The organism is Streptosporangium sp. NPDC000509, assembly GCF_042898365.1.
GTDB lineage: Bacteria > Actinomycetota > Actinomycetes > Streptosporangiales > Streptosporangiaceae > Streptosporangium.
Genome location: NZ_JBIAYX010000006.1, coordinates 141,152 through 164,647, shown reverse-complemented (window position 1 = coordinate 164,647; position 23,496 = coordinate 141,152). Strand labels below are relative to the sequence as shown.

Below are 23,496 nucleotides of genomic sequence, written 5' to 3'. Positions count from 1 at the left end.
CGGCCCTCGGCGCATCGGACGAACACGGCGCGGCGGGACGGGAGACCCGTTCCGCCGCGCCTTCGAGACGGGACCGGACAGTGATTCTGATCATCAGCAGGCGGGGTGACGGGGCGGTCGAGAGGGTCGTGGCCGCACTCCGGCGGCGCGGCGCTCACCTGGTGGGAGCGGACCGCGACGCGAACACCACCGCGACCTGCTCGGGGACGCCCGTGCTGTGGTGGGACACCGGTGACTTCCCGAGCCGCAGCCGGATCACCGCGTCGTTCGCCGGCGGGGAACGACGGCTGCTGCTGGACACCGGCGCGGAGACGATCGACCTGTCCCGGATCACCGCGGTCTGGCGCAGCCGTCCGAGCGCGCCCTCCGCGGCCGACACCGTGACCGAGCCGAGTCACCGCGCGCACGTCGACCGGCAGGCGGAGTTCATGCTGGACGGGGTGTGGAGCCTCCTGCCCGCGCGCTGGCTGCCCGGCCGCCGGGCGGACGAACGCCGCGCGCACAACAAGATCTTCCACATGGCGCGTGCGATCGAGCTGGGCTTCTCCGTACCCGACACGGTCTACACCAACGACCCCGCCGAACTCGCGGGCGCGTACGAATCGGCGGAACGGCTGGTCGCCAAGCAGATCACCGCCGAGCCGTTCCAGGTCGACGGCGCCGAGCACCGCGCGTTCACGACCGTGGTCACCCGCCGCCACCTGACCTCCCGGCACCGCCTCCAGGACGAACCGGTGATCCTGCAGCCCTACGTTCCCAAGGCGGTCGAGCTGCGGGTGATCGTCGTGGGAGAGCGCGTGTTCGCCGCGGAGATCGACGCGTCGGCCTCCCGGGCGGCGAGGGACGACTGGCGGCACTACGACAACGACCGGGTCAGGTACGGCGTACACGAACTGCCCGCCGAGGTGGCGTCGCGCTGCGCCCGGCTGGTCGCCGACGTCGGACTCACCTACGCGGCCCTGGACCTCATCGTCACCCCCGGCGGCGAGTACGTCTTCCTGGAGCTGAACTCCAACGGCGCATGGGGGTTCGTCGAACTGTGGAGCGGACTGCCCGTCAGCGACGCGATCGCGGGCTGGCTCATGGACGGAGAGAAACCGTGACCGATTTCGCGCAGGCCCTGCGATCCGGGGTCTCCCTGCTCCGTACGCTGCCCCGCCGCGACGCGGGCGTCGCCGACGCCCACCGTGCCGTCGGCGAGTGGGCGGCGCGGCACCCGGAGATCCGGGCACAGCTCGTCGTCGACCGGCGCCCCGGAACCCCGGTGGTCGACTACGACCTGCTCCTCGACCATCCCGAGGGCGGCACGGTCGCACTGACCTCCCCTGCCGAGGACGGGGTGCCCTGGCTGATCGACCACTCGACGCACTGGGCGGCCGGGTATCTGGTCAGCGTCAACGACGTGGACGTGACGGTTCCCCAGGCGCTGACCATGCTGCGCTCGCTCTCCCGGAGGGACGCGTCGCCGTACCAGGAGATCGTCGACCAGTGCCTGCTCGTCGAGGCCACCGAAGAGGCCGCCGGCACCGAGCCGCTCACCGCCGCCGACCTCCAGGCGACGGCCGACGAGTTCCGCAGGAGCAGAGGGCTGCACGACCGCGCGTCGACCCTGGCCTGGATGACCGAGGCCGGGATGTCCGGCGAGCGGTTCGAGGCGTACATCACCGAGATCGCCCGCCGCCGCCGCTTCCGCCGGGACAAGGAGGCGGAACTCGCCCCGGGCCACCTGGCCGCGAACCCCGGCGCCTTCGCCCGGGTCAGGGCCGTGTGGGTCACCGGCGAGGAGAAGGTGTCCGCCGCCGGCACGACCGACCTCCTCGCCGCCCTGACCTCGTTCGGGGAGGGGACGTCGGCGGAGGAGACGGTGGTGACCTTCGCGACCCGCTGGGAGACGGATCTGCCCGAGGCACTGCGCGGCGCGGCGCCCGGCCGGGTCGTCGGCCCGGTGGAGCTGCCCGACGGCGGCTTCCTGACCGGCGCCGTCCTGTCCAGGAGCGCGGCCACCGGCGACGCCGAGACCCTCGCCGCCGCCGGACGCGCCGCGTTCGCCCGCTGGCTGGCGGAACGTCGCGCCTCGGCCACGATCGAGTGGCACTGGTCGTGATCGATCCGGACAGCACACAGGCCGTCCCGGCGCCCGGCCGGCACCGGGTGCGGAACTGGGAGGACAGCGAGGGGTACCGTACGCGGCCCCCCTACGCCCCTCCCGCCTCCCCTCCGCACCCCGCGGCCGACGCCGACGACCCCCGAACGCGTTTTCCCGTTACCGCCGACGCCACCGAGACGCGGACGCAGCCCTCCACCGCCGCCGACGCCACCGACCCCCGGACGCGTCCCCCGGCCACCACCGGCCCCGGGGGGCCCTCCTCCGCGGCCGGCCCCGCCGCGCCGACGCCGTCCGCACCGGCCGGTCCCCCCTCGGGGAGCGGTCACGGGCGGCCCATCTACCGGGAGGAGGCGCTGCGCCGGCACGCCGACTCCCGCGCCGCCGCCAAGATGCCGCTGGTGATCAGCGGCCCGTCGTTCCTGCTGCTGTGGATCGTGGTGGCCGCCGTCCTCGCGGCCGGTGCCACGCTGATCACGCTCGTGCTGGGAGCGGGCGGATGAGGAACCGCGTACCGGTCCTGCTGCAGAACAGCGTCACCGAGTGCGGCGCGGCGTGCCTGGCGATGGTGCTCTGCCACCACGGCCACCGCACCACGCTGCACCAGGTGTCCGAACGGCTGCAGGTCGGCAGGGACGGGCTGAGCGCCAAGGCCATCGTGGAGGGCGCCCGCGAACACGGCCTGAAGGCGCGTGCCTTCTCCCTCGCACCCGAGGACCTGGCGCGTGTGCCGCTGCCCGCGGTCGCGCACTGGGAGTTCAACCACTTCGTGGTGGTCGAGCGCTGGTCACCCGACCGGGTTGACCTCGTCGATCCCGGGCGGGGCCGCCGCCGCCTCACCGCGGAGGAGTTCGGCGCCGGGTTCACCGGCGTACTGCTGGTCTTCGAACCCGGCGAGGGGTTCCATCGCGGCACGTCCTCGATGGCGAGCGCCTGGCGGCGCGAGTTCGTCCGCACCCTGTTCCGGCGCCGCCGCGGCCTGCTCGCGCAGGTCATCGCCGCCTCGCTGCTGCTGCAACTGCTGGGCCTGGCCCTGCCCCTGCTCTCCCAGCTGCTGATCGACAAGGTCATCCCTTCCCGGGGAGCGGACCTGCTCCCCCTCCTCGGCGGGGCCGTGCTGCTGGCCGGGGTGGCCCAGTTCGTGATCGGCTACCTGCGGGCGGCGCTGCTGGTGGCGGTACGGGCCCGCGCCGACCAGGAACTCACCGAGGGGGTGATCGGCCACCTGGTGACGCTGCCGTACCGGTACTTCGCGCAGCGCGGCAAGGGTGACCTGCTGACCAGGGCCGCCAGCGTCTCCACACTGCGCGACATCCTCACCGGCCAGATCGTGGCGGCGCTGCTGGACGGCCCGCTCGCCATCGGCTACCTCGTGCTCGTCTACATCTGGGATCCCGTCTTCGGGCTCGCCCTGACCGGGGTGGTCGTGGCTCAGGGGCTCCTGGTGCTGGCCACCACCCGCCGGATCAACCTCCTCACCCAGCGGGAGCTGACCGCCTACTCCGCGTCGCAGAGCAGCCTCATCCAGGCGATCACCGGCATCGAGACGCTGAAGGCATCCGGGGCCGAGAGCCGGGCGGTGGAGCAGTGGTCGGCCCACTTCACCGAGCAGCTCAACGCCGACGTGCGCAGCGGCCTCACCCGGGGCCTGGTGGAGGCCGCGCTGTCCGCGATCCGGGTGGTCGCCCCGCTCGGCCTGCTGTGGCTCGGCACCTGGCGGGTCCTCGACGGGGAGCTGACCGTGGGCGCGCTGATCGCGCTCAACGCCATCGCACTCGGCGCCCTCACCCCGCTGGGCTCGCTCATGACCGGCCTGCAGAGCCTGCAGCAGGCGGGCGCGCACTTCGACCGGCTCTCCGACATCCTGGCCTCGGAACCCGAACCCAGCGAAGGCATCGAGGTGCTCCGGCTGCGCGGCGCGGTGGAGTTGCGCGGCGTGAGCTTCCGGCACGACCCCCGCGGCCCGTGGGTGGTGAGGGACGTCTCGGTCTCCATCCGGCCGGGGCAGAAGGTCGCGCTGGTGGGCGCCTCGGGCTCCGGCAAGAGCACGCTGGCCAGGCTGCTGCTCACCCTGCACACCCCGGTGGAGGGCGAGATCCTGTACGACGGCGTTCCGGCCTCCGAGCTCAACCTGCGCACCCTGCGCCGCCAGTTCGGTGTGGTCGGCCAGGACTCCTCCCTGTTCAGCGGATCGATCAGGGAGAACATCGCACTGAACCTCCCCGACGCCCCCCTGGAGCGGGTCGTCGCCGCGGCCGAGGTGGCGGCGCTGCACGAGGAGATCATGGCCATGCCGATGAAGTACGAGACGGTGCTGACCGACGGCGGCGGTCTCTCCGGCGGCCAGCGTCAGCGGCTCTCGCTCGCCCGCGCGATCCTGCCGCGACCGAAGATCCTGCTGCTCGACGAGGCCACCAGCAACCTGGACAGCGCCACCGAGGCGACCATCGAGTCCAACCTGTTCTGGCTCACCCAGACCCGCATCGTGATCGCCCACCGACTGAGCACGATCAGGGACGCCGACCTGATCCTGGTGATCGACTCCGGACGCGTCGTGGAACGCGGCACCCACGACGAACTGATGGCCGCCGCCGGCAAGTACGCCGAACTCGTAACCGCCCAGACCACATCGAACTAACCTCACGCACCCCGCGCGACATCGAAGAGACCTTCGCGCGGACCGGCCCTGGAACCTCCGGCGCGACCTCCAGGACGCCGGCGCGAGTTCCTCGCGGAACCTTGCGCGTGGGCCTCCCGGAAGCCTCACGCGCGGGCCACTCTCAGCCCGTCGCGTGAGCCTCCGGGAGACCCCGCACGCGGATCGCCCGGTCAGCCGGAGACGCCGAGGCGCTCCAGGATGAGCTCGCGGGCGCGGCCCGCGTCGGCCTTGCCCCTGCTCGCCTTCATGACACCGCCGACCAGGGCGCCGACGGCGGCGACCTTGCCGCTGCGGACCTTGTCGGCCGCGTCGGCGTTGCTCGCCAGGACCTGGTCGATGATCTCCATGAGCTCGCCCTCGTCGTTGACGATCTGCAGGCCGCGGGCGGCCACCACCTCGTCGGGGGAGCCCTCACCGTTCAGCACGCCCTCAAGCACCTGGCGGGCCAGCTTGTCGTTCAACGCTCCCCCGGCGACCATCGCGCACACCCTGGCGATCTGGTCGGGGGTGATGCTCAGCGCGCTCAGCGGGAGCCCGGCCTCGTTGGCGCGGCGGGCCAGCTCACCCATCCACCACTTGCGGGCGTCCGCGGGCGGGGCGCCCGCGGCGACCGTCGCCTCGACCAGGGAGATGGCGTCGGCGTTGTGCATGGAGGCCATGTCCAGGTCGGAGACGCCCCACTCCTGCTGGAGCCGCTTGCGCCGCGCGCCCGGCAGCTCGGGCAGGGCGGCCTTGAGGGTCGCGACCCACGCGGGGTCGGGGGCGATCGGCACCAGGTCGGGCTCGGGGAAGTAGCGGTAGTCCTGCGCCTCCTCCTTGGACCGTCCCGAGGTGGTGGTGCCGGTGTTCTCGTGGAAGTGACGGGTCTCCTGGATGATCCGGCCGCCGTCGGCCAGGATCGCGGCCTGACGCTCGATCTCACCCCGTACGGAACGCTCGACGCTGCGCAGCGAGTTGACGTTCTTGGTCTCGGTGCGGGTGCCCCACTCCGAGGAGCCGCGCGGCATGAGGGAGACGTTCACGTCGAAGCGCATGGAGCCCTCCTCCATGCGCACGTCGGAGACACCGAGACCGCGCACCAGCTCACGCAGCTCGGTGCCGTAGGCGCGGGCGACCTCGGGGGCGAGCCTGTCGGTCCCCGGGATCGGCTTGGTGACGATCTCCACCAGCGGGATGCCCGCCCGGTTGTAGTCGACGATCGAGTAGTCGGCGCCGTGGATGCGGCCGGTCGCGCCACCCACGTGGGTGGACTTGCCGGTGTCCTCCTCCAGGTGGACGCGCTCGATCTCGATCCTGACGGTCTTGCCGTCGACCTCGACGTCGAGGTAGCCGTCGAAGCAGAGCGGCTCGTCGTACTGGCTGATCTGGTAGTTCTTCGGCATGTCCGGATAGAAGTAGTTCTTCCGGGCGAAGCGGCACCACTCGGCGATGGAGCAGTTGAGCGCGAGACCGATGCGGATCGTCGCCTCGATCGCGGCGGCGTTCGCCGTCGGCAGCGAGCCGGGCAGCGCCAGGCAGACCGGGCAGACGTGCGTGTTCGGCGGGGCGCCGAACGCGGTCGGGCAGCCGCAGAACATCTTCGACGCCGTACCCAGCTCGACGTGCGTCTCCAGGCCGAGCACCGGCTCGAAGCGCTCCAGCGCCTCGTCGTACGGCATCAACGTCTCAGCGCTCATTGTCGTTCACCGCTCCTCGCTCGCTACGCGGAGCGCTCGTCCCTCGCGCGCCACTACGCTCACTGCGTCGGGCTCTCTCAGCGCTCATTGTCGTTCACCGCTCCTGTGTTCATAGATATCCAAGTCCCTTCAACGCGTTCCTCGTCTCGGCCACCCAGTTCGCGTAGGCGGGCACCTGGGCCAGAACGGCGAGGTCGATGTTGCGTCCTATGTACTCGAAGTAGTCGCGGGCGGGCTTGCCGCGCTGGGGGACGGTCGTGGCCAGCACCCCCGCGGGGTCGGAGATCCTCTCGACGTCGCGAGGTCGCGCGGGCAGCCTGCTGAGGTCGCTGCCCTCCAGTTTCGCCCACGCGGCGGGGTCGGCGAGCATCCAGCCTTCGGTCTCGCCCATCCCGATCACCGGCACCAGGTAGTGCGAGTGGTAGCGGACACCCTCTCTGCGGCGGCGCTCCCGCTCGTCTTCGTGCGTGAAGAGCAGGTGGCAGTCGGCCGCGAGCTCCTCCAGCGCGGTGACCAGGTGCTCCCGGTCACAGGAGACGACCTCCGTCGCCTCGACGTCCACGGCGTACGGCGACATCCAGGTGAGCTCGCGCAGCTGCCTGGAGATCAGGACGCCGAGGAAGCCCTCGTCGACCTCCCCTTCCGCGATGAGTCCCGGCACCAGGGGGCGGCTGCTCATGCCGCCGCTCCCAGGTATTCGCGGACCTGCCGGGGCGAGACGAACGTTCCCGGCTCGCCGTCCGGCTGGATCGACTTGGCCACGGTCACCCGCGAGACCCGGTCGTTGTCGGGGTCGACGCGGACCGCGGTGTCCAGGAACGTGAGCGCGTCCGGCTCGGTCCGGTAGACCTCGGCGACGACGATCGGGGACTGACTGGTGAGGATGAGCTGCCGCAACGGCTCGGGACCTCCGGGCACGGTGATCCGGCGGCGCACCCGCCGGAGCAGCTCGCCGAGACGGGCCGGGTGGACACCGTTCTCGATCTCCTCCACCAGCAGCGTGCCCGGGTGGTCGGGATCGTGCAGGGCGGTGAGAAGGCCGAGGATCCGCAGGGTGCCGTCGGACAGCAGCGCTGCGGGAACCGCTCCCTGGCCGTCGACGAGCAGCTCGAAGGAGCACTCCCCGCGCTCGACGCGCGGCACCAGGTCGATCACGTCGGGAACCACCCCGGCGAGATCGGCCGCGAGGTCGGCCAGCGCCCCCGTACCCGCCATCCGCCCGAGCACCGCGGCCAGGTTCGCGCCGTCGGCCGCGAGCGGCCCCCGGTCGGCCGAGGGGCACCGGCGGCGCATCGCCGCAGGTGACGGCGAGTATCGCCGCCACGACTGGACCGTACGGCGGGGCGTTCCCTCCGGGTCGGGGTCCTCGACCATGAGCTCCAGCAGCTCCTCGGGGATCCGCTGGACCGCGTGGCTGACGACGGCACCGCTGGATCTGGGGATCTTCAGCACCATCTCCGCGCCCACGTCGAACCTGACCGGGACCACGGAGCCCGGCTCCGGGGTGACCAGCGCCTCCACCGAGACGACGAACCCCGGCACCGCCGAGCCGTGGGCGACCCGGTGGAACTGCTCCCCGGGCAGCCCTCGGGTCGCCCCGAGCAGCCCCCCGGAACCTTCGATCTCGGCCGCCACGAACCCCACGGCGTCGAAGAGGTTCGACTTGCCGCTCGCGTTGGGACCGACCAGCGCGAGGAAGGGCGGCACATCGAGATCGAAGCTCAAGAAGGACTTGAACCCGTCGATCTCGATCCGAGTGATCATGCCACCGTTCTCCCTGTCACCTGTCTCCCCCTCGCCCCACGATCCCGGAAAAGCCCTACAGCTCCGGTGCTTTGGACAGCAGGTCGCCGCCCCACCGGCTCTGGAGCGCCTTCTCCACCGCGGCGCCGACCCGGTAGCAGCGGTCGTCGCCGAGCACCGGGGCCATGATCTGCAGACCGACGGGCAGTCCGTCCTCGTCGGCCAGGCCGCACGGCACGGAGATCGCCGCGTTGCCCGCCAGGTTGGTCGGGATGGTGCACAGGTCGGCCAGGTACATCGCCATGGGGTCGTCGGCGCGCTCGCCGATCGGGAACGCCGTGGTGGGCGTCGTCGGCGAGATGAGCACGTCCACCTGCTGGAAGGCGGCCTCGAAGTCGCGCGCGATGAGCGTGCGGACCTTCTGCGCCTGCCCGTAGTAGGCGTCGTAGTAACCGCTGGACAGCGCGTACGTGCCCAGGATGATGCGGCGCTTGACCTCGGGGCCGAAGCCCTGCGCGCGGGTCAGGGCCATGACCTCCTCGGCGCTGCGGGTGCCGTCGTCGCCGACGCGCAGGCCGTAGCGCATCGCGTCGAAGCGGGCCAGGTTGGAGGAGCACTCCGAGGGGGCGATGAGGTAGTACGCCGGGAGCGCGGTGGTGAACGACGGGCAGGAGACCTCGAAGACCTTCGCGCCCAGCGACTCCAGCAGCTCCACGGTCTCGTGGAAGCGCGCGAGCACGCCCGCCTGGTAGCCGTCGCCGCCGAACTCCTTGACCACGCCGATGCGCAGCCCGGCCACGTCGCCGTTGCGCGCCGCCTCGACGACCGAGGGCACCGGGGCGTCGACGGAGGTGGAGTCCATGACGTCGTGCCCGGAGAACGCCTCGTGCAGCAGCGCCGCGTCGAGCACGTTGCGGGCGAAGGGGCCCGGGGTGTCGAGCGAGCTCGCGAAGGCGATCAGGCCGTATCGGGACGAACCGCCGTAGGTGGGCTTCATGCCCACGATGCCGGTGACCGCGGCGGGCTGGCGGATCGAGCCGCCGGTGTCGGTGCCGGTGGACAGCGGGGCCTCGTACGCGGCGACCGCGGCCGAGGAGCCGCCCGAGGAGCCGCCGGGGATGCGGGAGAGGTCCCAGGGGTTGTGGGTGACGCCGTACGCCGAGTTCTCGGTGGAGGAGCCCATCGCGAACTCGTCGAGGTTGGTCTTGCCGAGGATCACCAGCCCGGACTCGCGCAGGCGCCGGGTCACGGTCGCGTCGTACGGCGGCTTCCAGCCCTGGAGGATCTTCGATCCGGCCGTGGTCGGCATGTCCCTGGTGGTGAAGACGTCCTTGTGCGCGATCGGCACCCCGGCCAGCGGGCCGAGCTCCTCGCCGGCGGCCCTGCGGGCATCGACGGCGCGCGCCTGTTCCAGGGTCGTCTCGGCGTCGATGTGGAGGAAGGCGTTCACCTTCGGCTCGACGGCGGCCATCCGGTCGAGGTGGGCCTGGGCGACCTCGACGGCGGAGACCTCACCGCTCGCGATCAGCGCGCCGAGGTCCGCGGCGGACTTGCGGATGAGGCTCATGCTTCCTCCCCGAGGATGCGCGGGACGCGGAAGCGGTCGTCCTCGACCGCCGGGGCGCCGGACAGCGCCTCCTGCGGCGTCAGACTGGGTCGCACCTCGTCGGGACGGTAGACGTTGGTGAGAGGGAGCGCGTGCGAGGACGGCGGGATGTCGTCGGCCGCCACCTCGGCGACGCGGGCGACCGCACCGATGATCACATCGAGCTGGGCGGCGAAGTGGTCGAGCTCCTCGTCGGCCAGCGCCAGCCGGGACAGCCGGGCGAGGTGAGCGACCTCGTCGCGGGTTATGGCGGACATGAGTCGTTGAACCCGTTTCGTGGAATGGCAATTGGACACTGTCATCCTATGGCTCGCGACCTGAGGGTCCCGACTCATTAACACCGCCGCAACCAAGCGAAGATCTCTTACTCAGGGCGGTCAGACCGCGTCCGGGCCGCCGTCCCTCGCGGGAAGCCCTCTGAAGTCCGCCGGTGCGAGTCCGGACGGGGCCGCGATCACGATCCCGGCGGGCCACCGACCTCGAAACGTCCTCCATCACGGACTCGGGCGACGTCCGTACGCGCCGGAGGGAGTGGCCCGTCTCGTCCCGTGTGAACGGTCGGCCGTGCGCCCTTCTGGAGGAGATCGCGGACCACGCTCCTCATCGCATAGAAGCGTACTTCTCAGAAGTACGCTTCTATCTTCACTGGAAATACTATCGCTGCCGATAGTATCCCCAGCGATAGTATCGCCAGTGGAAGTATTGGAGGAGGCGTGGGCGAGTTCATCGGCAGGGAGCGCGAGTTGGCGGCTCTCGGCTCCCTGCTCGACCGCGTCCGGACGGAGGCGACGACCGGGCGTCCCGGACGGTGCGTGCTGATCCGGGGACGCAGGCGGATCGGCAAGTCGGCCCTGGCCGAGGAGTTCATCGCCCGCAGCGGCCTGCCGTCGCTCTTCTACACCTCCGCGCGGGCGGACGCCCAGAGCGAGCTCCACCAGATCATGGCGGACGTCGCGATGTCGGACCTGCCGGGCAGGAACGCGTTCTCCGAGGCGGCACCCGGCACCTGGAACGGAGCACTGCAACTGCTGGCGGACGCGCTTCCCGACGACAGCCCGTCCATCGTCGTGATCGACGAGGTCCCCTATCTCATGGACCGCGTCGACGCCTTCGAGGGACTGCTCCAGCGCGCCTGGGACCGGTTTCTCAGCCGCAAGCCCGTGCTGCTGATCCTCATCGGATCCGACCTGTCCATGATGGAGGCGCTGAACAGCTACGAGCGCCCCTTCCACCAGCGTGGCACCGAGATGATCGTCGGGCCGCTCAACCCCCGCGAGATCCAGCAGATGCTCCGCCTCACGGCCGCCGACGCGTTCGACGCGGCCCTCGTCACCGGCGGTCTCCCGCTCGTCTGTGGGGAGTGGCCTCGCGGGGCGTCGCTCTGGGAATACCTGCACGATGCGCTGACGAACCCGGTCTCGGCCCTTCTGGTGTCCGCCGAGCGCTCCCTCGCGGCCGAGTTCCCCTCCGCCGCCCAGGCGAGTGAGGTGCTCCGGGCCATCGGCAGCGGCGAGCGCACGTTCACCAACATCGCCAGAAGCGCGGGCGGGATCTCACACAGCACCCTCTCCAGGGCGGCCGAGCTCCTCACCTCCAAGGGAATCGTCACCGGTGACCTGCCGCTGTCCACCCGCCCCTCCAAAGAGCGCCGATACCGCGTGACCGATCCCCACCTGCGCTTCTGGCTTCACTTCGTCCGGCCGCACATGCCCGAGATAGAGCGTCGCAGGGGTGACCTGACCATGCGGCGGGTCGCCTCGCAGTGGAGCAGTTGGCGAGGCCGAGCCGTGGAACCTCTCATCCGCGAGTCACTGGCCCGGCTGCTCCCTGACGACCGGTTGCCGGAGGCGCCGGCGATCGGCTCCTACTGGACCAGGAGCAACGATGTGGAGATCGACATCGTGGGTGCGGACAGGGGGCCGATCGCCCGGCGACTGTGTTTCCTGGGGTCGATCAAGTGGCTGGAGAACGCCTCGTTCGACGACCGCGACCTCGCCGCGCTGGCCAGGCACCGGGCGGCCTTGACGGACGAACTGATCCCGCTCGTCGCGGTCTCGCACGGCGGAGTCTCCTGCACCGGCCTCACCGCCGCGTACGGCCCCGACGATCTCATCCGGGCGTGGAGCTGACCCCGTTGCCGGCACGTACCTCATCGTCGCGAGCCGGCAGCCGTATCCGCTCCGGCGCAGCGGGGGATCACCCCCCGGGCCGATCGGGGGGCACGTGCGGAACGCGGGACCGTACGGTCGGGACATCCGGGTGCGTGGACGTCCCCGACGGCATGGCGGCCTACCCCAAAGGACGACCTAGGCCCTCTGGGGATCGAGGATCTCGGTGCGGCGCAGGAAGCCCAGGTCATGGGTGGCGATGGCTCGATGTTCGCGCAACCATACGGTCGCGTCGGCAGCGGACATGGGTTCGGCGAACAACCAGCCCTGGCCTAGGTCGCAGCCCATGTCGGCCAGGCGCTTGGCCACCTCCTCCGACTCGACGCCCTCGGCGACCGAGCGCAGCCCGAGGGAGCGGACCAGGTCGATGATGGAGCGGACGATCCGTTCGTCGTCCTTGGACTCGCCGATACGGCGGACGAACGAGGAGTCGATCTTGACCTCGGAGACGGGAAGGCGCTGCAGGCGCACCAGCGAGGAGTAGCCGGTGCCGAAGTCGTCCAGCGCGAGCGGCACCCCCAGCGCGGTGAGGGCTCGGACGGCCCCGTCGGTGTACGCCTGGTCGGTCATCAGGATGCGTTCGGTGACCTCCAGCTGGATCGCCTTGGGCGGCAGCCGGTATCGCGCCAGCCCCTCCCCCAACTGGTCGGAGAGAGCGCAGTCGAGCAGGTCGCGGGCCGAGACGTTGACGGAGATCTGCTCGTGCAGGCCGGTGTGCCACCAGTGGGCGGCCTGCTCCAGCGCGGCGTCGATGACGTATCCGGTGAGGTGGCGCATCAGATAGGACTGCTCGGCCATCGGCACGAACTCCCCCGGAGGGATCATCCCCCGCTCGGGGTGGCGCCACCGCAGCAGTGCCTCCACGCCCCTGACCTGCCCTCCCTCCAGGTCGAGCTTGGGCTGGTAGTGCAGCCGGAGCTCGGAGCGGTCGATCGCCCTGCGCAGGTCGCCGAGAAGATTGAGGCGTTCCGGACTGTTGCGGTCCTTGTCGGCGGCGTAGATCTCGACCCCGCTCCTGCTCTCCTTCGCGAGATACATCGCCACGTCGGAGCGTTGCAGGAGCATCTCGAAGTCGGGGGCGTGGTCGGGGTAGATGGCGATGCCGAACGAGGCGTCCAGGTCGAAGCTCATGCCCTCCAGCCGGACCGGCTCGGTGATCGCCACCCGCAGGCGGGCCGCCACCTCCCTGGCCGCCGTGGCGTCCCGCACCGAGGGCAGCAGGACGGCGAACTCGTCGCCGCCGAGCCTGGCGACCACGTCGCCGGGCCGGACGCTGTGGGTGAGGCGGTGCGCGACCAGTTGCAGGAGCCGGTCGCCGACCGGGTGCCCGAGGGTGTCGTTGATCTCCTTGAACCTGTCGAGGTCGAGCAGGAACAGGCCGACCCGCTCGCCGTCGCGCGCCTCGGCGAGCGCCTCCTCCGTGCTGAGCACGAGCATCTTGCGGTTGGGCAGCCCGGTCAGCACGTCGTGCGTCGCCTGGTGGTCGCGGCGGACCGACATGGTGGCGGTGAAGTACACCGCCACCATCGGCGCCAGGAAGAGCGGCACCAGGGCCGGTGAGTGGTTCATCACCACCACGACGAGCGGGGCGAGGCCGAGCAGCCCCGTGTAGACGAGGCTCTGGTGGCCGATGGTGGTCCTGATCACCCGGTAGATCGACCTGCGCTCGTGCAGCGCCACCGCGCCGGAGACCAGCAGGGCCCGGACCACGAAGTAGGCGAGCCCGGCCAGTCCGATCGCGAGCAGGTCGGAGCCCGTCGGCACCCAGGCGGTCACCGTGACAGGCCGGTCGCCGAACAGCCCGAGCACCAGCCCGGCCGCACCGCAGGCCATCGTCACCTGCGCGATGTTGAACATGATCCGATGGATCGCCTTGCGGGTGACGGCCCCGTTGACGATCATGGCGACCGCCTGCAGCAGCACGGCGACCGGCAGGCCGTAGTGGAGCAGCGCGGCGAAGGTGAACATGGTCGACGGGTAGGTGCCCCCCACCGTCATCGACGACGACAGGACCACCGGCCGCAGCTCGCCCAGCACGATGAGGGCCGCGAGCATCCAGAACAGCGGGCTGCGGACGAGCTCCGCGGCCTCGGCCGCGTTCATGCTCAGCAGGGACACGACGAGCGCGGTGAACCCGATCGTGATGACGACGGCGAGATAGGCCCACAGGGGCGTCCCCGGTCGCGGTCCGGTGTCGCGAGTGTCGGTTGGGTCGGCCATGAGTAACAAAACCCCCATTAGTTCACTATGGGAGAGTACGGCCTACAGGCCACTTCGCGGAACCGATTGCGCACGTTCTGTCACTATCAATTCGCACGTTTTTGAGACACAAGTCTGGGGTGACCCCTACTCCTCAGGCTTCACCGTGACCTCCGACGCCGCCTCGGGCCCCTCGCTCAGCAGAACCCGCAGGCCGGCCTCGTCGAGGATCGGCACGCCGAGCTTGACCGCCTTGTCGAACTTGGAACCGGCGTTCTCCCCCACCACCACGAAGGAGGTCTTCTTCGACACCGACGCCGAGACCTTGCCGCCGCGGGCGGCCAGGGCCTCGCCCGCCTCGTCACGGGTGAAGTCGGCGAGCGTGCCGGTCACCACGAAGGTGAGACCGGCCAGGGTCTGCGGGAGCTGCTCGGCCGGAGGGTCGTCGACCATCCGGACTCCGGCCGCGGCCCACCTGTCGACGATCTCCCGGTGCCAGTCGACCGTGAACCAGTCGTGGATCGCCGCGGCCACGCGCGGGCCGACGCCCTCGACGGCGGCGAGCTCCTCCTCCGACGCCTCCGCGATCGCGGGGATCGATCGGAACTCCTCGGCGATCGCCTGGGCCGTCGGAGGACCGACATGCCGGATGGAGAGCGCGACGAGCACCCGCCAGACCGGCTGGGTCTTCGCCTTCTCCAGCTGCTCCAGCATCTTCTCCGCGTTCTTGCTCGGCTCGCCGCTCTGGTTGGCGAAGAAGGTGACGACCTTCGGCTCGCCGCTCTCCGGATCGGTTTTGGGCAGGCCGGTGTCGGGGTCGCGGACCACCGACCTGATCGGCAGCAGCCGATCCATCGTCAGGTCGAACAGGTCGGCCTCGGTGCGGACCGGCGGCTCCTGCGGCGGCAGCGGCTGGGTCAGCGCGGTGGCCGCCACGTAGCCGAGCCCTTCGACGTCGAACGCCCTGCGCCCGGCCGCGAAGAAGATGCGTTCGCGGAGCTGGGCGGGGCACGCCCTGGTGTTGGGGCAGCGCAGGTCGGCGTCGCCCTCCTTCTCGTACGCCAGCGGGGTGCCGCACTCCGGACAGTGCTCCGGCATCACGAACTCACGCTCGGTGCCGTCACGCAGGTCGACCACCGGGCCGACGATCTCGGGAATGACGTCGCCCGCCTTGCGCAGCACCACGGTGTCACCGATCAGCACGCCCTTGCGCGCCACCTCGGAGGCGTTGTGCAGCGTGGCCCGCTCGACCGTGGAACCCGCCACGACGATCGGCTCCATGACGCCGTACGGGGTGACCCTGCCGGTGCGGCCCACCGCGACCTGGATGTCGAGGAGCTTCGTGTTGACCTCCTCCGGCGGGTATTTGTAGGCGATCGCCCAGCGCGGGGCCCTGCTGGTCGAGCCCAGGTTGTGCTGCAGCTCGATGCGGTTGACCTTGACCACGACGCCGTCGATCTCGTAGGCCGGGTCGTGGCGGTGCTCACGGTAGAACTCGATGAAGCCGTTGATACCGTCGAGATCGTCGACGACCCGGTAGAGGTCGCTGACCGGCAGGCCGAACCCGCCGAGCCGTTCGTAGATCTCCGACTGGGTGCGGGGCGCGGCGGCACCCTCCCACTTGCCGATCCCGTGAACGATCATGTAGAGCGGCCGCTGGGCGGTGATGCGCGGGTCCTTCTGCCGCAGGGAGCCCGCCGCGGAGTTACGCGGGTTGGCGAACGGCGCCTTGCCCGCCTCGACCAGCTGCTCGTTGAGCTTCTCGAACTCCTCGACGGGGATGTAGACCTCGCCCCTCACCTCCACCACGTCGGGCACGTCGTCGCCGGTCAGGCGGTGGGGGATGTTGGCGATCGTGCGGACGTTGGCCGTCACGTCGTCGCCGACGCGGCCGTCACCCCTGGTCGCCCCCCTGGTGAGGCGCCCCTTCTCGTAGAGCAGCGCGATCGCCAGGCCGTCGATCTTCAGCTCGCACAGGTAGGGCGCGGGGTCGCGCTCGGCCAGCCGCTCGGCCCTCGCCCGCCAGGAGGCGAGGTCGTCGGCGTTGAAGGCGTTGTCGAGGCTCTCCATGCGCTGCAGGTGACTGACCGGGGTGAAGTCGCTGGAGATCGGCGCGCCGATCTTCTGGGTGGGCGAGTCGGGCGTGCGCAGGCTCGGGCTCCGCTCCTCCAGCTCGCGCAGCTCACGCATCCACCCGTCGTACTGCGCGTCGCTCACGGTCGGCGAGTCGAGCACGTGGTAACGCCAGTTGGCCTCCTCGACCAGCTCCGTCAGCTCCGCGTGCCGCTCCAGCGCCGACACCGGCACACCCTCGACCTCAGCGCCCATCGCCCGCTTCTCCCCTCGTCGTGACCCGAGACAGTCGTGGCCCATGACAAACGTATCTTCGAGCACCGACAACGCGACCCCGCCATTGCCCCGACTTGGACAAGCCCGAGCCGCCCCCGTCCGGGCGCCCGCGCGAGATCACTCGCCGGGGTCGTCCCGCAGCACGGCGGCGGCCTTGCGGCAGGCGGCCAGGGCCGCCCTGGCGTAGGCGGGCGAGGCCCCGGCCAGCCCGCAGGCGGGAGTGAGCACGACCTGCGAGGCGAGGGTCGAGGAGGGGAAGCCGAGGCGGTGCCAGAGCCCGACGGCGGGTTCGGCGACCGCGCCGACGTCCGGGATCGCGGAGTCCACGCCCGGTACGACGCCGAGGAACAGGGCGGTCCCGGCCTCGACGGTCTCGCCGATCGCGTCCTCGTCGCGTCTCCTCATCAGGTGGGCGTCCAGCGAGACGCCTCCCACACCCGCCGTGCGCAGGACCCCGAAGGGCACGCCGGGGGCGCAGCAGTGCACGACCGTGAACGTCTCCGCGGGGAACACCGCGCCGAGCCGGTCGGCGACGATCTGACGGTCGACGGCGGCGAGCCGCCCGAAGCCCGAGGCCGTCGGCACCGTACCCCGGAGGACGCCGGGCAGCCCCGGCTCGTCGATCTGCACCACGATCCGCGAGGCGCCAGGAACCCTGCGGCGTACGTCGGCGACGTGCGCGGTGAGCCCTTCCGCCAGGGATTCCACCAGGTCGCGCACCGCTCCCGGGTCGGCGAGCGTCTTGTCGCCGTGCCTGAGCTCGATCGCCCCCGCCAGCGTCCACGGCCCGCACACCTGGATCTTGAAGGGCCCCTCGTATCCCTGGGCCACCTCCTCCAGTCCGTCGAGGTCGCGTACGAGATGGTCGCGGGCGCGCTTGAAGTCGCGTCCCGGCCGGTCGGCGAAGCGCCAGCCGGACGGCTGCACCTCGACGGGCAGGTCCAGCAGGAGTGACGCGGTGCGCCCGATCATGTCGGCGCCGACACCGCGGGCCGGTAGTTCCGGCAGGTACGGCAGCGCGGGTGACTCCCCGAAGGCGACCCTGACCGCCTCGGCGTGATCCTCACCCGGATGCGACCCGATGCCGGTCGCGGTGGCCTCGCCCCATGGGTACTGGCTCAAGACTGCTCCTGGTTTCGCGTGGGGACGTGGGCGGGAACCCGCCGGCGCCTGCTCGGCTCCCCCGCCCAGGCCAGCCTATGGCCGCCGGATCGCGTCTCCGGCCGTGGCGATCCTGCCGCACCGTGACGGCGTGCGATCAAGCTGAGTAGGGTGCTGCCCGGTATTCACCCTTTTCTGGGGCCTTATCGCTCCGGAAGCGTCTCGGTGCGGGGCCGTTTCGCTCGGGGGACCGTTCGTGCTGGTTCGTTCTGGGGGCGTTTCGTGATCGGTCGGATGCTCGTCACGATGCTGGTGCTGGCGGCGGTCGCCGCGCCACCGGCCGTGGCGAAGAGTACAGAGGCGAAGGGTACGGAGGCGGAGACCGCGGCACGGGCCGCCGCGACGGCGGGGACGGCCTCGGCGGGCAGCGCGGGTACGGCGACCGCGGGGGGCGTTTCGACGGCGAAGGGCGGGGTGGGCAGCGCGGGTACGGCGACCGCGGGCGTTTCGACGGCGAGGGGCGGGGCGGGAACCCCGGGAACGTCCGCGCCCGCCAAATGCAACCCCCGGCGCGGTACGACCAGCATCGGGGAGTCCTGGGCCCAGCGCCGGCTCAGCCTCCCCGAGGTGTGGGAGCTGACCAAGGGGGCCGGGGTGACCGTCGCGGTCGTCGACAGCGGGGTGGACACCAGGCATCCCCAGCTGAGGAGGGCCCGGTCGATCGACCTGACCGCGACCGGTGCCCGCGACTGTCTCGGCCACGGCACCGCGGTGGCGGGCATCATCGCGGCGGCCGAGATCAAGGGGGTGCCCTTCACGGGGGTCGCGCCGCAGGCGAAGCTGATCTCCATCAAGCAGACCTCGGACGGTACCGGCGACGTGGGCCGGCTGGCCGCGGCCATCGTGCGGGCCGCCGAGCTGGGCGCCGACGTGATCAACGTGTCGGTCCAGGCGGGCGACCAGACCGACCTGCGCGACGCGGTCGCCTACGCCCTCGCCATGGACGCGGTCGTGGTGGCCGCGGCCGGCAACGTGCAGAAGGAGGACGGCACTCCCTCGCCCGCCTACCCGGCCGCCTACGAGGGGGTCCTCTCGGTCGGGGCCGCCGGTCCCGACGGCGCGAGGGCCGACTCCTCCAACGCCGTCACCCCCGTCTCCGTCCTGGCTCCGGGCCGGAACGTGACGAGCACCTGGGCCGGGCGGACCTACCGCGAGGACCTGGAGGGGACCAGCTTCGCCGCCCCGTACGTGGCCGGTGTGGTCGCGCTGGTCCGGGCCCGCCATCCCGGGCTGGACAACGTGCGGGTACGGCGGCGCGTCGAGTTGACCGCCGACGGCGGCGCGGGGGCGGGTACCGGCGCGGGGATGGTCAACCCGCTGCTGGCGGTCTCGGCGATCCTGCCGTCCGAGCAGGTGGCGCTCGCGCCGCGCCTCGCCGCCCCGCTGCCGGGAAACGTGGTGCGGCCCGCGCCTCCCGAAGATTCCCGGGCCGTCTCGATCTCGATCTGGGTCGCGCTGGGAGCGCTCGTCGTGGGCGTTCTGGTGGCCGTGGCGGGCATCGCGATACCGATGGGACGCCGCAGGGGTTGGCGACCGGGCACCATTGACCGCCAAACGTAACGAACAGGACTAAAAATACGATCTGGTGCGGCAAATTTGGTTGGATGGTGCCCGATTAGTTTAAAGCGGCTTTATTGACAGCTGTGCTGGAAGGAATGCAATGGGGTATTTGCACCCATTACTACCCGAAGATCCCAAGCGCATCGGTGTGTACATCCTGGTCGGCCGGCTCGACCAGGATCCAGGACACGCCGCCTACCTGGGACATCTTCCCGACGACGACATCATCCGCGTCATCCGCCTCCTCCCCGCCGAACCCGGGGCTCCCGACCCCAGGACACGGGAACGGATCACCAACGAACTGCACGCCGCCAAGCGCGCGTCCGGAGCCCACGCCGCGAGACTGCTGGAGGTCGGCTGGTTCGACGACCGCCCGTACGTGGTCCGCGAGCACATCGAGGGACCCACGCTGCGGCAGGCGGTGGCCGAGGGCGGGCCGCTCACCGGGGACGCGCTGGAACGGTTCGCCACCGGCACGCTCACCGCGCTGACCGCCCTCCACCTGTCCGGCCTCGCCCACGGGTCCCTCACCCCCGACACCGTGCTCCTCGGCCCGGACGGTCCCCGCGTCTTCGACATCGGGCTCGAACCCGTCACGGGCGAGCGGGAGCCGGACTACCGGGCCCCCGAGCACATTCGCGAGGAGGCCACCTCCGCGCCGGAGGCGAGCAAGCCCGCCGACCTCTTCGCCTGGGCGGCCACGGTCGTCTACGCCGCGACCGGACGGCCGCCCTTCGGCGGACTTGCCGAGAAGGTCCGGGAAGGCCACGCGAACCTGACCGGCCTGCCCGCGGAGCTGAGGCCACTCCTCGCCTCCTGCCTGGACGGGCGAGCTCGGGAGCGCCCGGACGCCAAGGCCGCCATGCTGCGCCTGCTGGGCGAGCCGGAGGTCACGGACGCACCGGCTCCTCTCCCCGGCATCGCCACCGGTCCCGCGATCCCCTCTCCGCCCGGCCCTGTCTCCGGCGTCCTGGAACTCCCGGGCGTCCCCGGCACCGTCTCGGACGCCGGAACGGAGATCGGGGCACCGGACACCGGCGTGGGGGCGCGGCCGGGCACGGGGACCACGGGGATCACGAGGATCACGGGGGAAGACGACTCATCACGGGGCGAGCAGGTTCCCGGTGCCGCCGCACCGCGACAGGCGGAGCCCGCGACGTCGGTCTGGGGAGCTCCGCAGCTTCCCCAGGTCGCGTCGGCCGCTCCCGGAGCCCCGGACCCGGCACCCGCGAAGGCGGTCAAGGACCGTCCGAGGACGGGCAACTTCTCGATGGCGCTCGCCGCCTGCGTCGGTGTGATCGTCCTGCTCTCCGGGCTCGGGATCTGGGCCGCCGGACGATACACCGCCCTGAGCGAGCAGCGGGCCTCCGCCGACGGCGCGCTCCCCGAGGTCTCGCTCGGGCTGGTGGACCGGTCACGGAACGAGCCGCAGGGGCAGGACCCCGTGCAGAACACCGGGGAGAACCCCTCGGGCAAGGTGACCGTGCCCTGGGGTACGACGCCCGACCCCGAGGTCGCCGAGGTGGGGCCGCTGCAACTGCCGAGCGACGCACCCACCGAGCTACCTCAGGTCCCGGACATCGGCATGTACACCAACCCTCCGCCCGTGCCGACGGCACCGCTCACCGAGGCTCCGAACGTGCCCGGGGTGCCGAGTCCCACGGCCGGGGTGCCCTCGGCGGCGGAGACGTCCGCCCCCGCGGCCCAGCCGACGCCGACACCGTCGTTGACCGTCGAGCCGGAGGGGCCCCCGACCGGAACGCCGACCCCCGAACCGAGCCCCACCCCCACCCCGGCCCCGCCCGGCACCCCCGAACCGACGCCGACCGCGCCCCGGGGAACCCCGACGCCGACGCCGACCCCCAGCATCGCGCCGACCCGTCCGGCCGCGAGACCGACGCCGTCCCCGGCCCCGCCGTCCTGGAAGCCCTCGCACACCGCACGGCCCTCATGGACGTTCAGGCCCTCGCAGACGGCCAGGCCCTCGTGGACGTTCTCGCCCCCGAGTCCTTCGTCGTCCGCGCCGGCGCGGCGCGCCAACCCCTACACGCCGGAGAAGGTCTGCGGGCCGGGCTTCGTCGTGCAGCGGCAGTCCCCGTTCACGGGCGGGACTGTCTACCAGCTCTTCAACGCCGCCACGAAGAACACCTGCGTGGCCACCCTGAAGAACGAGAACGTGGGGGTCGCGTCCCCGCTCTGGGCCACCCTTGAGGTGCAGGGCAGCCGGGCCAAGACCGAACGAGGCAGCCACGAGTACTACCTGGGACCGATCATCATCTCCGCCCAGGGCAAGTGCGTGCGCTTCAGCGGCGGCGGATCCACCGGCTCCGCTTCCGTCGACTGGGGGAACTGCCGGTAATGCGCGGCCAGCGGGAGAGCATGCCGGGTATGTCCGGCGAACCGTACTCACCGACCGGGGACCCGGAGGCGGACCGGCTCCTCACGGTGATCGGGGAGCAGACGACCCGGATGGAGGAGGTCGGCCGGAACCTGGCCGAGGCCAGGGGCCACGGCCGGGCGGCCGACGGCCACGTGTCGGTGGAGGTGCTGGCCAGCGGCGCGCTGGCCGCCCTCCGCATCGACCCGCGTGCTCTCCGCCTGGGCTCCGAGGCCCTCGCGGAGGCGATCCTGGAGGCCTCGGGCGAGGCCGTCAGGGACGCGGCCGAGCAGAGCGGCGCGCTGCTGAACTCCCTCCTGGAGGACCCCTTCGGGAACCAACCCCTCTGACCAGGTGACCGGCCGGCCCCGGTTCACCCTGGTCGTGGATCCGGCCCCGCGCTTTCGCCGGGGCCGGATCCACGACGGGACACGACGAGGGCCGACGAGGGCAGGCCCCGCTCAGACCGGTGGCTTGGCCGCGCGGGAGCCGTGCACGATCACCTTGGAGACCCACTGCTCCCAGGTGGGGAGGGCGGGGTCCCCCTGGACCGTGTTGTCCGCCACGGTGTACGTGCCCGAGCCCACCAGCCGGGACATCAGGTTGCCCGCCGCGTCGTTGGGGAACGCCCTGCCCCATGGGCCGATCTTGGTCAGGTCGAAGGCCGCGTTGAAGGCCATGTTGCTGACGAAGCCCCGGCCGAACTGCTTGGTGTTCTCCCCCTCTCCGGTGACGTCGTTGCCGGTGAGGTCCTTCTTCACCCCGGCGAGATCGAAGATGCTCCACTGCAGCACCTGCTGGCCGCCCGCGTAGCCCACGCTGTCACCCAGGTAGTAGAACGAGTTGTAGATGATCTTCTCGACGCTGATCTTGAAGATCTTCATCTGCAGGATCGCGCGGCCCTTGAAGAACCTGTCCATGATCTGCTTCTGCACGGCCGCCCCGATGCCCGCCGTGGCCCAGCCCCAGGCCACCGTGTAGACCATGTTCATCCACGCCTGGACGGCGAGCACGATCAGCACGTACCGGGTGATCTCCACGGCCTGCGCGTAGTCGCGGCAGGCCTTCGCGATCGCCCGGCAGAACGTGGCGACCTCACCGGGATAGGGCCGGAAGGTGCCCGTCCACAGCGTGTTGAACTCCCGGACGGCCGCGCCGCCGTTGTTCTTCCAGACCTGCTCGGCGACACCGTTCGCGTCGGCGCCGGAGCCTTCGATGGTTTTGGCCAGGTTGTCCCAGATATCCGCTGCCGTGCGCAGCTTGTCGGGATCGCCTTCCGGCCAGCCCACGCCGAGCATGGACGTGACGAACGCGGCGGCCCCGAGGGAACCCGCCCCCATCGCGGTCTTGACCGGGTTGGCCTTGGCGAACGCCCCCACCGCCCCCAGGGGCCCCGTGGGCAGGCCCAGGCCGCTCATTCGAGCTCGGCCTTGCTGCCCGGAGCACCGATCTCGGGGCCGACGACCGCTTTGACCATCTCCCCGACCGTCGCCCAGTTGGCCCCCGTGACGTTCTCACCGACCAGGCCCAGGTTGTCGCCGATCTTGCGGTAGCCGTTCCCGATGCCCTCGACATGGCTTTTGGCCTCGTCGCGGGCGGCGAGGTAGCCGGTGCCGCCCACGGCGCCCGCGAACTTCCGGCCGACCTCGTCGTTGCCCCAGAAGGCGCCCAGGGCGTCGAGGTCGGCCATCGCCTTGGCGAAGGCCGTGGCGAGCTCGTCGCTCTCGGCGTGAAAGTCTTCCTTACGTCTTTTCAGATCGGCCGGACTGATATCCGTCGGCTCCGAAGGAAATGACAAGAGAGCCCCCTGAACGTTACGCACGTTTTCCGGGTGAAATTATTCATCCATTGTTACGCGAGATGTTACGGGTAACGTTCTCCTTTGTTTCTTCCC

The 23,496-nt window shown here is 71.2% G+C and carries 18 protein-coding genes; 8 read left to right on the top strand and 10 right to left on the bottom strand.

Annotated elements, in window-relative coordinates; genetic code table 11:
- Positions 1-80 precede the first annotated feature (80 nt).
- Genes ACFY3D_RS13340 through ACFY3D_RS13325 form a run of 4 tightly spaced genes read left to right on the top strand, consistent with a single transcriptional unit; the run spans position 81 to position 4,742 of the window.
- On the top strand, positions 81-1,103 hold the full coding sequence (locus tag ACFY3D_RS13340) for an MvdC/MvdD family ATP grasp protein (RefSeq protein ID WP_389978789.1): 1,023 nt from the start codon (positions 81-83) through the stop codon (positions 1,101-1,103).
- Complete coding sequence (locus tag ACFY3D_RS13335) at positions 1,100-2,104, top strand: TIGR04500 family putative peptide maturation system protein (protein WP_389978786.1); 1,005 nt, start codon at positions 1,100-1,102, stop codon at positions 2,102-2,104. Before ACFY3D_RS13340 ends, ACFY3D_RS13335 begins: the two co-directional genes overlap by 4 nt.
- Positions 2,101-2,607: a hypothetical protein gene (locus tag ACFY3D_RS13330; protein ID WP_389978783.1), complete on the top strand. Its 507-nt coding sequence runs from the start codon at positions 2,101-2,103 to the stop codon at positions 2,605-2,607. The genes ACFY3D_RS13335 and ACFY3D_RS13330 overlap by 4 nt, the downstream gene beginning before the upstream one ends.
- Positions 2,604-4,742, top strand: coding sequence for a peptidase domain-containing ABC transporter (locus tag ACFY3D_RS13325; RefSeq protein WP_362899415.1), 2,139 nt, complete (start codon positions 2,604-2,606; stop codon positions 4,740-4,742). The genes ACFY3D_RS13330 and ACFY3D_RS13325 overlap by 4 nt, the downstream gene beginning before the upstream one ends.
- A 191-nt stretch (positions 4,743-4,933) precedes the next feature.
- Here ACFY3D_RS13325 and gatB read toward each other — a convergent pair whose 3' ends face one another.
- The 5 genes from gatB to gatC all read right to left on the bottom strand — a co-directional run bounded on the left by gatB (position 4,934) and on the right by gatC (position 10,045).
- Positions 4,934-6,439, bottom strand: a complete 1,506-nt coding sequence (gene gatB, locus ACFY3D_RS13320; protein WP_350947607.1) for an Asp-tRNA(Asn)/Glu-tRNA(Gln) amidotransferase subunit GatB — start codon at positions 6,437-6,439, stop codon at positions 4,934-4,936.
- Between the two features lie 109 nt (positions 6,440-6,548).
- Positions 6,549-7,118, bottom strand: a complete 570-nt coding sequence (locus tag ACFY3D_RS13315) for a hypothetical protein (RefSeq protein ID WP_389777326.1) — start codon at positions 7,116-7,118, stop codon at positions 6,549-6,551.
- Positions 7,115-8,203, bottom strand: a complete 1,089-nt coding sequence (locus ACFY3D_RS13310; protein ID WP_362899412.1) for an AAA family ATPase — start codon at positions 8,201-8,203, stop codon at positions 7,115-7,117. The genes ACFY3D_RS13315 and ACFY3D_RS13310 overlap by 4 nt, the downstream gene beginning before the upstream one ends.
- A gap of 55 nt (positions 8,204-8,258) precedes the next feature.
- A complete protein-coding gene (gene gatA, locus ACFY3D_RS13305; RefSeq protein WP_389978778.1) occupies positions 8,259-9,749 on the bottom strand; it encodes an Asp-tRNA(Asn)/Glu-tRNA(Gln) amidotransferase subunit GatA in 1,491 nt (496 codons plus the stop codon).
- Positions 9,746-10,045 carry an Asp-tRNA(Asn)/Glu-tRNA(Gln) amidotransferase subunit GatC gene (gatC, locus tag ACFY3D_RS13300; protein WP_350947603.1) on the bottom strand — a complete coding sequence of 100 codons (300 nt, stop codon included), beginning with the start codon at positions 10,043-10,045 and terminating at the stop codon, positions 9,746-9,748. Before gatC ends, gatA begins: the two co-directional genes overlap by 4 nt.
- Before the next feature lie 456 nt (positions 10,046-10,501).
- On the opposite strand from gatC, the gene ACFY3D_RS13295 reads away from it, so the two are divergent.
- The gene (locus ACFY3D_RS13295; RefSeq protein ID WP_389978775.1) at positions 10,502-11,917 is read left to right on the top strand and encodes an ATP-binding protein; all 1,416 of its coding nucleotides are present in this window, start codon (positions 10,502-10,504) and stop codon (positions 11,915-11,917) included.
- 177 nt (positions 11,918-12,094) lie between these two features.
- Here the strand turns inward: ACFY3D_RS13295 and ACFY3D_RS13290 are convergent, their stop codons facing one another.
- The 3 genes from ACFY3D_RS13290 to ACFY3D_RS13280 all read right to left on the bottom strand — a co-directional run bounded on the left by ACFY3D_RS13290 (position 12,095) and on the right by ACFY3D_RS13280 (position 17,626).
- Positions 12,095-14,176, bottom strand: coding sequence for a putative bifunctional diguanylate cyclase/phosphodiesterase (locus tag ACFY3D_RS13290; protein ID WP_389978772.1), 2,082 nt, complete (start codon positions 14,174-14,176; stop codon positions 12,095-12,097).
- A gap of 126 nt (positions 14,177-14,302) precedes the next feature.
- Positions 14,303-16,483, bottom strand: a complete 2,181-nt coding sequence (ligA, locus tag ACFY3D_RS13285; protein WP_389978769.1) for an NAD-dependent DNA ligase LigA — start codon at positions 16,481-16,483, stop codon at positions 14,303-14,305.
- A 138-nt stretch (positions 16,484-16,621) separates the two neighbouring features.
- The gene (locus tag ACFY3D_RS13280; protein ID WP_389978766.1) at positions 16,622-17,626 is read right to left on the bottom strand and encodes a methionine synthase; all 1,005 of its coding nucleotides are present in this window, start codon (positions 17,624-17,626) and stop codon (positions 16,622-16,624) included.
- A 261-nt stretch (positions 17,627-17,887) separates the two neighbouring features.
- Between ACFY3D_RS13280 and ACFY3D_RS13275 the strand changes: the two genes are divergently transcribed.
- From ACFY3D_RS13275 to ACFY3D_RS13265, 3 genes are all read left to right on the top strand, one after another.
- Positions 17,888-19,225 (top strand): S8 family serine peptidase, encoded by a 1,338-nt coding sequence (locus tag ACFY3D_RS13275; RefSeq protein WP_389978763.1) that lies wholly within the window; start codon positions 17,888-17,890, stop codon positions 19,223-19,225.
- A 100-nt stretch (positions 19,226-19,325) separates the two neighbouring features.
- Complete coding sequence (locus tag ACFY3D_RS13270; RefSeq protein ID WP_389978760.1) at positions 19,326-21,584, top strand: serine/threonine protein kinase; 2,259 nt, start codon at positions 19,326-19,328, stop codon at positions 21,582-21,584.
- 29 nt (positions 21,585-21,613) lie between these two features.
- Positions 21,614-21,952: a YbaB/EbfC family nucleoid-associated protein gene (locus ACFY3D_RS13265; RefSeq protein WP_350947596.1), complete on the top strand. Its 339-nt coding sequence runs from the start codon at positions 21,614-21,616 to the stop codon at positions 21,950-21,952.
- Positions 21,953-22,063: 111 nt separating this feature from the next.
- On the opposite strand, the gene ACFY3D_RS13260 is transcribed toward ACFY3D_RS13265, so the two are convergent.
- Together ACFY3D_RS13260 and ACFY3D_RS13255 are read right to left on the bottom strand one after the other, a co-directional pair.
- A complete protein-coding gene (locus tag ACFY3D_RS13260) occupies positions 22,064-23,020 on the bottom strand; it encodes a hypothetical protein (RefSeq protein ID WP_389978755.1) in 957 nt (318 codons plus the stop codon).
- On the bottom strand, positions 23,017-23,400 hold the full coding sequence (locus tag ACFY3D_RS13255) for a hypothetical protein (RefSeq protein WP_389978752.1): 384 nt from the start codon (positions 23,398-23,400) through the stop codon (positions 23,017-23,019). Before ACFY3D_RS13255 ends, ACFY3D_RS13260 begins: the two co-directional genes overlap by 4 nt.
- Positions 23,401-23,496: the final 96 nt, after the last annotated feature.